Consider the following 9,876-nt stretch of genomic DNA (forward strand, 5'->3'; position numbering starts at 1 on the left):
AATAAACAAAAGACACCTCTTTTGTTTTCTTGAGGTGTCTTTTGGTATCATCAGCCTGTGTTACGCAACCCTGCTGCAATGCCGTTAATCGTTAATAATGCTTCTTTTAAAAGTTCTTCATTTAACGTTTCAGCTTCATCTTCACGCAGCTTGGAAATAACCTTAACTTGCAAGAAGGTTAGAGGGTCCACATACGGATTTCGTAATTTAATAGATTCTTTAATCGTAGGAAGATGATCCATTAATTCTTTTTGCCCCGTGATTTGAAGAATCATTTCTTTCGTAACATTATACTCTTTTTTAATAGCGGTAAAAATCCGTTCTGAAATAACCGGGTCTTGTACCATTTCCGTATATTCTTTTGCTGCCATTAAATCTGCTTTTGTTAAGGCCATTTGCAGGTTATCGACTGTCGAGCGGAAAAACGGCCATTCTTTATACATTTGCTGAAGAAGCTGTATATCTCCGGATTTCTCTACTAAATGCTGCAAGCCCGTACCTGCAGCGTACCAGGCTGGAAGCAGCTGTCTGCTTTGCGTCCATGCAAATACCCACGGAATTGCTCGCAAGTCTTCAAAGCGATCACTTCCTTTTCGGCTCATTGGACGTGACCCAATATTTAAAGCCCCCAGCTCAGGAAGAGGTGTAGCTTGTTTAAAGTAGGTTAAAAAGTCTGGGTCTTTGAAAACAAGCTCTTGATACTTACGTAATGAAGCAGTTGAAATCTCGTCCATTGTTTCTTCCCATTCATGTGTACGAATATCACATTGTTCAGCTTCTTGAGAAACATTTGCTGCCGCTGTAAGAAGAGCTGAGACCGCTTGCTCAAGGCTTCGGTAAGCAATGTCATATAAAGAGTATCTAGAAGAAAGAACTTCTCCTTGCTCTGTAATTTTAACACCGTCTCCTAGTGTCTCAACAGGCTGAGATAAAATGCTTCGGTTTAACGGGCCACCTCCTCGGCCTAGTGAGCCGCCTCGACCGTGGAAAAACTTCAGACGAACTTGATATTTCCTCGCCATATCGTGAATTTCCTGCTGCGCTTTGTAGAGCTTCCAGTTAGCAGTAAGCGTTCCTCCATCTTTGCTTCCATCTGAGTAGCCAAGCATGATTTCCTGCAAATCCTGCTGTTTTCTTAAGTGCTCTCGATAAAAGTCTAATTGAAATAGCTGTTCCATAATCTTAGGACCTGCTGTGAGATCATCGATCGTTTCAAGCAGCGGAGCTATATTTAACTTGCTTTCAATACGGCCATCTGCATGAAGGCGATAAATACCCGCTTCTTTAGCCAGTACCATGACTTCTAACAAATCACTTGCAGACTGCGTCATACTGATTAAGTAGACTTCAATGGATCTTTCTCCAAACTCTTTATGTGCTCGATGTATCATGTTAAATACTTCAATTACTTGCTGCGTTTCTTTAGAGTAATTCTCTACAAACGATAGCACAGGTCTTGGGTCTTGAAGAACTTTCCCTAGCAGCTCAACTTTTTTCTCTTCTGTTAACGCTGAATAATCTTCAGCTAAAGAAACGGCATGGAAAATTTCTTTGATTGCCGCTTCATGTTCTCCGCTGTGATTACGGATGTCAAGCGTTGCTAAATGAAATCCAAACAGCTCAACTTGACGAATTAATTTACACAAGCTTTTTAACTGATAATCTTGAGGCTGGTGCTTTTGCAAACTGTCTTTGATGAGAAACAAATCTTGTAAAAGTTCTTCCGACCTTTGATAACCTGCTTCCGACTCTCCAACTAAATTTAATTTATGAAGCATAATCGTAAGCTTGCAGCGATATACTTCGTGTTTGATTCTCCATCGCTTTTTCTCAGGCAGCAGCGATATTTCTTGATTAATAGAATCAAGAAGATGATCTGAAACTGCGACTCTTTTTGTAGACTGACTTAACCTTTGTCTCAATTGAGTAAGCGACTCTTTATATTTACGAATAGCTAACTTCCTTTGTTTGACAAGCGTTTGCCACGTTACTTTAGGAGTTACGTTGGGGTTTCCATCTCGGTCTCCGCCAATCCATGAACCAAATCGAAGAATATTAGGCACTTTCCAACTTTCTTCGGGGTAATTCTCCTGCAATGAATTTTCCAATTCCTGATGAAGTTGAGGAAGCACTTCAAATAACGTTTCATCAAAATAATATAATCCATTGGAGACTTCATCCATGACGGTTGGCTTGCGATCTCGCAGTTCATTTGTTTGCCATAAAATTAACACTTCGCTAAACAGTCTTTCTTCAATTTCTGTACGCTCACGTTTTGTTAACGTTGGATTATCCAAGTTTTTCAGAAGCTCAGCCATTCGTTTATGAATATCAAGGACACTTCGTCTAGTGGCTTCTGTTGGATGTGCCGTGATGATAAGCTCAAGAGATAAAGTTTGAAGCAACTTAGCTATTACGTCTGGCGCCACGCCATTATTTTTAAGCGAAACAACGGCGCTTTCCAATGAACCCGGCTGCATAATAGAATCTTCTTGCTGCTGATATTCGCGTCTGCGACGAATTCGATGATTTTGCTCTGCAATATTAACTAAATGAAAATAAACGGCAAACGCCCGAATAACCTGCGCGCGCATCGGCTGTTCAAGAGTAACGATTTCATTTTTTATTTCTTTATAGATGGCTTCATCTTTGTTTTCTCTAAGTGATTTTGCCACTTCGCGTATTTTTTCTACTTTGTTGAGCAGTTCTTCTCCACCTTGGTGAACCAGAACTTTCCCTAACAATTGACCGAGAAATTTTACATCACGGCGCAGGGCAGTGCTGCTGTTTTGTCTTTCTGCTGCTTCTACTGTTACCATTAGACACGACACCTTTCTTTATAAATGTTGTACTTTTTAAACTTTTTAGAAAATTATATTAAATTCATATTACCATGAACGAAAATAAATTTCATATAATTTTGTTTCCTCCTCTCGGTTAGGAGGAAAAATTCATCAAATATAAAAAGAGGTTGAGACATAATTAAATGAATCCAATCCTAAGACGAACAAATGGGATACATAAGCTGAACCGCAGTTGGTTTCCGTGCAAGACTTCGCCTCGCCTTCCAATCGACTGCTAGAAGGAACAAAACAGATAAAACCTACGTTCACCATAACAAAAAAAAACGAACCACTAATCAAACATGTTGATCAATGGTTCGTTTTTCACTTCAGCTAAAATATTTTTCAGCCTCTCTTTTATGCTACCAAGGTTGTCCTAAATCCAATACTGAGGCTAGTTCATTGCTTTTTTTACGCACTTGTTTACGCGTGGCAGCGCGATCTGCCCCCGTTTGAAACAGGTATTTTTCTTCTTCTGTTTCTGGAATAAGCTCGGGTACTGTGCGGGGCTTTCCATCATCATCCATTGCCACAAAAGTTAAAAATGACGTAGCTGCAATTTGACGCTCCCCGGTTTTTAAATTTTCTTTAATCACTTTCACAAACACTTCCATGGATGAACGGCCTGTCCATGATACGTATGACTCCAAACATACAGAATCCTGAGGCGTAATAGGGTGCAGGAAGTGAATAGAGTCTGCCGAAGCCGTCACACACTCTGTACGACTGTGACGATAAGCTGAAATGGACGCAATCATATCAATATCACTCATTAATTTTCCGCCAAATAACGTATTGTGATTATTAATATCATTAGGGAAAATGCGGCTCGTTCGAACGGCCTTTGTATCTTTACAATAATTTGCTTTCATTAGTAAGAACCTCCATTGATGCCTATCATAATAAGAATAAAAGAATGAATGAAACTATACTAGCATATTTTGATAAATTTAGCTTTACAAAAAACTCGTTGATTTATTTACAGAAAACAAAAAAGAGAAGAAAAATTCTTCTCTTTTTTGTCTATCGAATGTAGCTTGATCCAAACGTTTTACCTAAAGAGTCACTGTATAGGTCACTTGACTTCACAGTCCATTTCCCATCTTCTTTCACCATAAAAATTCGTAGGGGACGACTTCCTTCTTTCGTTTCTAATTCATTTACAATATCTTTGAACTTAGAAGCCGCAAACTCTTCAGAGTGTTTTGTATCGTAATCTTTCGTTTCATCTGTATATGCTCGCTTAAGCTGCGATACGTATGAATATAAGTCTGATAAATTAACAGTAGTGTACTCCACTTCTACTACAGCTTTATTATTTGCATTCGCAATCACACTTGTCTTTACACTTGCTTTTTCTTTTAAGACGTCTTTATACATGTTAAAAAAATCTTTTTTTGCTTTGTCGGTTAAACTGTTAGAAAACGCGCCTTTTAATTCCTCGTTAAACGCTTTTTTCTGTTCTTCTATGACAGCTGTTTTATCGGCTGTTACATATTTATCATAATCTACATTTTCTTTGTTTAAGTAAAGAACTTCCGTGTAAGCTTGCAGAGCTTTTTCTGGGTCTTGCAGCTTATTATAGCTTTTCGCGTATTTCTTCGTATCAAGTGTTAATGTTACTTCGTCAATTTCTTCATCATAATCAGAGGATGTTGGCTGAAGCCCAATTTTGTACTTTTTATCTTTTTTAACTTCAAAGACAAACGTTAATTTTTTTTGCTTTCCAGCGCCAATCTTGTCAGATGAACTGCTTTCTAGTCCAAGTTCCCGACTGTTCACTCCCGTTTTTGGAGATAATTGTTCATCTCCTTCATATAAATACACACCGTCGTAATCCGATAAGGATATACTGTTTTTGGATACATTTTTCACTTTCAAATCGACTTTCAACAGCCCTTTTTCTTCACTTGTAGCTCCTTCATCACTGTCTACTAAAATATAAGAAGCGCTGTCAATAGATGCTTCAATCACCTTATTTTTAGCCGAAGTGGATCCTCCCGTTTCCTTAGAACTGTTACAAGCCGCTAATACTAGCATAAGTACAAAAACCAAAGCTAAAACATTCATTTTTTTCACAGCTGCCCAATCCCCTTTATTTTGTTTTTTTAGAACTTTATCCCAAATAAAGGTTCCCTCTGTGTAAATCCTTAAACCTTAAAATCTATATTTTTTACAATATTTTGATAAAAACTAAGTCTAAATTCTCCATAAATAAAAAAACACGAGCACCCGCTCGTGCTCGTATTTTTTATTTAGATTGAAAATTCTCTTGATTGATTTGTTCAGCTTCTTTCATATATCGGTTAGGTTTTCCACTTTTAATTCCCCAGTAATAAAAAGCTAACGATACGCAAGCAATCACTAGCATATCCCATCCAAAAGGCAAAATATTTTTGCCTCCGAATTTTTCGCTTCCTATGTAGGAAATAAAAATCATGCACGCTAAATAGATAAGCATCCAAGCCCCGGTTAAAAATTCTTTTTTAAAGCCCACCCATTTATTTTTCGCTTGGTAATAAAAATAAACTGGCAGGCCAATTGCCATAATAAAGATCACTTCACCTGTAAGTGGCCACCTTGCCCAGTAAAGCGTCAAAGAAGCAAAAACAAAGCCGCATGGCGCAATAACTGATGCCCCTTTTAAATAAAACGGACGGTAAAAGTGTGAAGCCGTTTTTCTTAATGTTATAAGCGCTACAGGGCCCATAATATAAGAGATAAGCGTCGCTACTGAGATCACTTCTGCTAAGACACCCCATCCTCTAAATAAAAAGAGAAACAAAAAGCAAGCTGCTAAATTTAGCCACATAGCTGGGCGCGGGACATTGTAAAGTGGATGAAGAGTACCAAATATCTTTGGCAAATATCCATTTTGCTGCATCCCGTATAACATTCTAGAAGTAGTTGCCGTATACGTAGCACCTGTGCCTGAAGGAGAAACAAATGCATCTGCGTATAACACAATTGTTAGCCAGTTAATTCCAAGCGCAATCGCTAAATCAGCAAAAGGAGAATTAAAATTCAAATGATTCCATCCATCCGCAATTGATGACGGACTTACTGCTCCGATAAAAACAATTTGTAATATAATATATACAATTCCAGCAATAAAAATTGAACCAATTACAGCTATCGGAATCGATTTATTAGGTGATTTTGCTTCTCCTGCCATATTTACAGGACTTTGAAACCCATTAAATGCAAACACAATACCTGATGTTGCCACTGCCGTTAAAACACTGGCCCACCCATAAGGGGCAACTCCATGCTCACTTGAAAAGTTCCCGCTATGAAAACCAGCAAAAAATAAAGCCCCTGCCGTTAAACCAGGAATAATTAATTTAACAATCGTAATAAATGAGTTTGCTTTAGCAAAGAGGTTTACCGTCCAATAGTTCACAAAAAAGTAAACGAACAATAACAGAGACGCAACTGCCAACCCCTTGGACGTTAAAATGCCATTGTCTACTAATTCATGAGTCCAGCGCGCCCATTTCCACGGCCAAGTACTCATATATTGCACAGATGCAATAGCCTCCACTGTTATCGTTGAAGCAATTGAAATCCAGTTAGCCCAAGCAGCCAAAAACCCAATAAATGATCCGTGTGAATACTGAGGATATTTAACCATTCCCCCTGCTTGTGGAAACATCGCGCCCAGTTCCGCATATGACAGGGCAATGGTCAAAATAACCACCATTCCAATAACCCATGAAAAAATAGCCGCGGGTCCCGCAATTTGAGCTGCCTTCCATGCGCCAAACAGCCATCCTGAACCGATAATCGAACCTATGCCTGTCATGGTTAAAGCAAATGTTCCCATCTTCCTTTGCATATTGCTCATCCAAATCTACTCCTCTTCCCTAGGAAAATAAAAAAAACACTTGCGAAATTTTCTCAAGTGTTTGCCCAGGCGCGCGGCTTATACGCTATATGCTCCCCCATGGTCATCCATGTTGCGCCAGTCACATATAGGAATATATTTTTTATCAGTATATAACATTCATTACTATTACTCAATACACAAAAATGTTTACATTAGTTTTTAAAAATAATAAATTATTCGTAAAATTCAAAATTAATCTCCTAAAAACCTCTTTTTAATTACAAAAAAGAACTGAAACCCTAACTTTACTTATCATTTGATTCTTTTAACTCATAAGCAAATCCCCTTCCTTAAATTATTCCAATATATATTATTCATTTACAAAATACGAATTAACATCTATATATCCATAGAATTCTTGCACTAGACCCTTTACTTATATACAATATGAAGAAAAGATACTAAAGTGAAGTTCCCACCACTTAGCTGCGCTTGAAGTGGGAGACTTCTTTTAGGAAAACGTTAACACCTACATATCATGCACTTCGCAACGAATGAAGTACTTCGAGCAAACTTCTCTGTTTACGCAAGCAAAAAACAGGGAAAATTACGAAAAAAGATTGTTAGAGGGATGCTTATGAATTATGCAAATGTAAAAGTTCTTTATTTTGATGACGACGGAACCATTCCAAATCACCCTCGTCTTCCAGTTTTGTTGTATGAACACGTATTTATTAGTAAGAAAGAGAAAGTAGAGAGCATTTTTAATTCTCACAACTGGAAAAACAGCTGGGTAGGCGGCATATATGATTTTCACCATTACCACAGTAATTCTCATGAAGCACTAGGTGTAATTAGCGGATCTGCACGTTTAAAACTAGGTGGACATATGGGAGAAAATATCGTGGTTCATGCTGGGGATGTACTCGTACTCCCTGCAGGTACAGGGCATATGCGTCTGCAGTCAACTGCTGATTTTAAAGTGGTTGGAGCTTATCCAGAGGGCATGGATTACAACTTACGAACAGGAAAACAAACCGATCGCCCTCACGTATTTGATGAAATTGCACAAGTACCTATTCCTACAACGGATCCTGTTTATGGCGACAAAGGACCATTGACAGAGTGGTGGAACTAGACAAGCACTTATTGTCTAGTTTTTTTATTTGCTCGTTTTTATAGCTTCCATAAATCTTTATTTGAACATACAAATTCTTTTTCTTTGATGCAATAGTAATATACTTTATCTCATCGAGAAAACTAACTTTCTTCTTTTCCATTCTTTTTTTGCTTCAAAGGCAACTGTGCTTAGGTTCTCCCCTGCTTTTTCTTCCCTAATCATTTCAAATATCTTCTTCTCATCATGCTCTTTTTTTGTTTTTCTAAAAAAATTTTCATAATTTATAACGAAATTTTCAAAAAACTTATTGCTTTACTATGTCAGACTTGCTATCATAGTGAACATTGTTAGATAAATTTTATAGGAGGAGTAAAAATTGAACAGAAAATTCATAATATTTATTTTATTCATCATTCCGTTTATTGCTCAATTCGCTTTTTTACCTTTTGTAAATAACATTCATCCAATTATTTTTGGATTACCTATTTTGCATTTATGGTTATTTTTATGGGTCTTCTTAACGCCTGTGTGTACATTTATCATTTATCGTTTACAAAAATCTTGGGGGGACATTGAATAATGCAAGGAAATTTAACCGCACTTTTAATCACATCAGCAATTGTTCTTGTCGTTATCGCCATTGGCTTTATAGCAGGACGTGACAAATCATCTAGAAGCTCCGTTGAAGAGTGGGCTGTAGGGGGAAGACGTTTTGGAAGCCTGCTCGTCTGGCTTTTAGTAGGAGCAGATTTATATACTGCTTATACATTCCTAGGTCTTACAAGTACAGCTTATCAAGGAGGAAGCATCGCATTTTTTGCCATTCCTTACTCTGTTTTAGCTTTTTTAATTTCATACTTTTTTCTTCCAAAACTTTGGACTGTTGCTAAAAAGCACAAACTTACGACGCTTGCTGATTATGCAAGAGAACGTTTTAGCAGTAAATTTCTCTCCTCTTTAATTGCCATAGTAGGTGTATTGATGCTCATTCCATATATCGATCTTCAGCTTAGCGGTATTCAAGATACTCTTCGCGTTGCAGGAACTGGCTACATTAACGTAAAAGCTGTCGTTATTCTTTCGTTCTTTCTTGTGGCTCTTTATACCTTTTTCAGCGGAATTAAAGGTCCCACTTATACGGCAATTATTAAAGATATTTTAGTATGGGCGATTATGTTATTCATGGTTGTTTCTCTGCCAATTATGCATTTTGGAAGCTGGGGCAACATGATTGACAATGTTGCAAAGGATGCACCTCAGCTATTAACGATCCCAACACAAGGACCTAAAGGCATTCCATGGTTTATTACAGCATCACTCGTATCTGCTTTAGCTTTATTCATGTGGGCCCACGCTGCTACAGGTGTTTTCACTGCTAAAAGTGCAGATTCGCTTCGTAAAAATGCTGTTTTCTTACCTCTTTACAATATTGTTTTAATTCTAGTCATCTTCTTAGGGTTTATTGCTTATCAAGTATTGCCTCAAGATACAACGGATCCTAGATTAGCATTATTAACCTTAATTCAATATTCATATGGCGGCATTGGCCAAGGGTTAGCTTATGCAACGATTGCTCTTGCTTCATTAATTCCATGTTCTATCATGGCTATCGGAGCGTCTAACTTATTTGCAAATAATATATTTAGAGATTTAATTAATCCAAATGTACAGGGTAAAACATTAACAATGGTTACTCGTTCTATGGTTTTTGTTGTTATTGGACTGGCACTTTTATTCGGTTTATTATTCCCTCAAGCGCTTGTTTCCCTACAGTTACTAGGGGTATCCGGCATGGTACAAATCTTCCCGGCTATCGTGATCAGCCTGTTTTGGAGAAATCAATCGAAAGAAAGTACGATTGCTGGATTAGTAGTAGGGCTGGTTGTAACGTTTACCGTCCATGCCACAGGAAATTCATTTGGTCTTTATGAAGGGTTCTGGGGATTATTATCTAACGTACTCGTAGTTGTTATTTTAAATCCAATCTTTGCTGCAAAAACCAAAGCAGCAACAAACGGCGTGAAAGAAACATTATTTTCTAAAGGCACTACGCAAACTGAATTAAAGAAAAACGCATAAAAAAA

The 9,876-nt window shown here is 37.7% G+C and carries 7 protein-coding genes and 1 riboswitch; of the genes, 3 read left to right on the forward strand and 4 right to left on the reverse strand.

Going from position 1 to position 9,876, the window contains the following annotated elements:
* Positions 1-50: 50 nt before the first annotated feature.
* From ppc to N178_RS18970, 4 genes are all read right to left on the reverse strand, one after another.
* Entirely contained in the window at positions 51-2,819 is a 2,769-nt protein-coding gene (gene ppc / locus N178_RS18955) for a phosphoenolpyruvate carboxylase (RefSeq protein WP_045294082.1), read from the reverse strand.
* Positions 2,820-3,205: 386 nt separating this feature from the next.
* Entirely contained in the window at positions 3,206-3,715 is a 510-nt protein-coding gene (locus N178_RS18960) for an acyl-CoA thioesterase (RefSeq protein WP_014461483.1), read from the reverse strand.
* Positions 3,716-3,866: 151 nt separating this feature from the next.
* Complete coding sequence (locus tag N178_RS18965) at positions 3,867-4,913, reverse strand: DUF5105 domain-containing protein (protein ID WP_237758527.1); 1,047 nt, start codon at positions 4,911-4,913, stop codon at positions 3,867-3,869.
* Between the two features lie 181 nt (positions 4,914-5,094).
* Positions 5,095-6,690: an APC family permease gene (locus N178_RS18970; protein WP_045294084.1), complete on the reverse strand. Its 1,596-nt coding sequence runs from the start codon at positions 6,688-6,690 to the stop codon at positions 5,095-5,097.
* 56 nt (positions 6,691-6,746) lie between these two features.
* Positions 6,747-6,825, reverse strand: a riboswitch (ZMP/ZTP riboswitch).
* Between the two features lie 385 nt (positions 6,826-7,210).
* On the opposite strand from N178_RS18970, the gene N178_RS18975 reads away from it, so the two are divergent.
* The 3 genes from N178_RS18975 to N178_RS18985 all read left to right on the forward strand — a co-directional run bounded on the left by N178_RS18975 (position 7,211) and on the right by N178_RS18985 (position 9,871).
* Positions 7,211-7,810, forward strand: a complete 600-nt coding sequence (locus tag N178_RS18975) for a cupin domain-containing protein (protein ID WP_080754378.1) — start codon at positions 7,211-7,213, stop codon at positions 7,808-7,810.
* Between the two features lie 358 nt (positions 7,811-8,168).
* Positions 8,169-8,372, forward strand: coding sequence for a DUF3311 domain-containing protein (locus N178_RS18980; protein ID WP_033578104.1), 204 nt, complete (start codon positions 8,169-8,171; stop codon positions 8,370-8,372).
* Positions 8,372-9,871: a sodium:solute symporter family protein gene (locus tag N178_RS18985; RefSeq protein ID WP_045294085.1), complete on the forward strand. Its 1,500-nt coding sequence runs from the start codon at positions 8,372-8,374 to the stop codon at positions 9,869-9,871. Before N178_RS18980 ends, N178_RS18985 begins: the two co-directional genes overlap by 1 nt.
* Positions 9,872-9,876: the final 5 nt, after the last annotated feature.

The organism is Priestia aryabhattai B8W22 (genome assembly GCF_000956595.1).
GTDB classification, from domain to species: Bacteria; Bacillota; Bacilli; order Bacillales; family Bacillaceae_H; genus Priestia; species Priestia aryabhattai.